General features: G+C 46.3%; 1 protein-coding gene. It reads left to right on the top strand.

Annotated elements, in window-relative coordinates; genetic code table 11:
- The coding region (locus AC438_RS14160; RefSeq protein ID WP_274377620.1) for a calcium-binding protein at positions 1-2168 on the top strand (2168 nt) is incomplete at both ends.

Raw genomic sequence — 2168 nt, 5'->3', positions numbered from 1 at the left:
CGGGCATTACTCCTGGAATTATTACGGTTTACAGAGATGCGAATGACCTCATTTTATCGCTGAGCAGCGGTGATCAAATAACTGTTGATCGGTGGTTTACATCAAACTATTACTGGATAGAGCGCTTTGTCTTTATTGATGGAACGGAGTGGGACTTTACGCACTTCCAAGGCGTCGAGTTTTTTGTTCCAGGTGCTACAGATGGTGACGATACGCTGACTGGCTGGTTAGGTGTCGATCATATCGATGGCGGTTTAGGTGACGACCAGCTTCGAGGCGGCAATGGCAATGACACGCTTGCAGGTGGAGCGGATAACGATAACCTCGATGGTGAAAGCGGTGACGATACCCTGAATGGTGGCGATGGAGATGATGTTCTCTATGACAACGACGGCTACAACACCTTTGAAGGCGGAGCGGGTGATGACACTATCAGTGGTCATGGTACTTTCCGCGGTGGCTCAGGTAACGACACCTTATCGTCTACAAACATCGGCCGTGGGGATACCTACTACTTCGATTTGGGTGATGGCCAAGATCGCATCACTGACCATGGTTACCATACGTCCAATATCACTCATTTTTTCACTGACAGTGTGATCTTTGGTGCGGGCATCACTCCTGGAATTATTACGGTTTACAGAGATGCGAATGACCTCATTTTATCGCTGAGCAGCGGTGATCAAATAACTGTTGATCGGTGGTTTACATCAAATTATTACTGGATAGAGCGCTTTGTTTTTATTGATGGAACGGTTTGGACTTATGACACTATCAATACCGAACACTCAAACGACGAAATCATCCGAATCTTCAGTGGCGATGAGTACGCCAATGTTGTAATCGGAACAGGTGGCGTAGATATCTTTACTGTTACCCCGGGCAATGACTTGCTACAGGGTGGCAATGGAAGTGATGTCTATCACTGGTCGCCAACCAGTGGCAGTGATGTGATTTGGGATTACGGCATTGCCGATAGCGTTGAAGATAGCTTGCTTATTGACGGTGTGGTTTCAGCGCCAGAACTATCTATCAGTCATAACGGCTTGGACCTTATGATTTTACACGCCAGCAGTGGCAGCTCGGTTCGTATTCAGGATTGGTTCTTGGAGGCCTCCTATCAGATCGAGTCCATTGCTATAAATGGTGAGTTCTATGATGTTGCACCTTATACCAGTCAATTTGAGTTGGTTTCTGGCGAAGTCATTCTTAGTGTTGGCTCGCAATCTTCTTTATTGATTGGTTCTGATCAAGACAATCGCTTAATCAGTGGTACTTTTGATTCCGTTATGAGCGGTGGTGAAGGCGATGATGTCTATGAGTGGACCGGTGCCGCCAATGATCATATCGACAATCATGATGCTTTGGGCTCGGATACTCTTGAAATTGACGCCGCTATTGCGCCAACAGATATTACGTGGAGCCATCAACAATTTAACCTTGTTGCAACGGTAGTAGGCAGCGGCAATAGCCTAACGTTAGTCGATTGGTTCCGCGGCGAAGACTACGCTCTGACATCTATTAAATTCTTAAATGATGATTCGGATCTAGACATCACGGCAATGGTGCAAGAACTCACCACTCTCAATGATGATCTTGATGTTGGACTATTGACGGGCTCTGTTCTGAATGAGCAACTTTACGGTTTAGACAGTGATGATGATCTCTTTGGTGAAGGCGGTGATGATGATCTCTTTGGTGGTTTAGGTAATGACACCTTATATGGCGGCCCAGGAGATGACACCTATCACTGGGGTGAAGGTCAGGGTAATGATGTCATTGATGACCTTGATAACCTAAGCCCGTTGAATGCGCCAGTTAATGACCGGCTTGTAATTGCTGCGCCATTGACTGCAGATGAGCTTACTGGCTCACGTGAGAACTTTGACTTAGTAATTACCATCACGGCGTCTGGTGAAACCTTAAGAGTTCTCAATTGGTTCTTCGGCTCAGCTTATCAATTGGAGTCGATTGAATTAGCTGACGGTATATACTTAACGCTTGCTGATTTATTCGCTAGTGAGCCACTACCTTTGGTTGCCTCGCTAGATGGCAGCAAGGTTGATGGTACCAGTGGTAGTGATGTTATTTTGGGCTTATCGGGTAATGACACATTAAATGGTGGCAATGGCAGCGATTACCTAGATGGTGGAGCCGGCGATGACACT

The organism is Marinagarivorans algicola, assembly GCF_001292705.1.
Lineage (GTDB): Bacteria > Pseudomonadota > Gammaproteobacteria > Pseudomonadales > Cellvibrionaceae > Marinagarivorans > Marinagarivorans algicola.
This window is presented reverse-complemented; position numbering and strand designations above follow the sequence as displayed.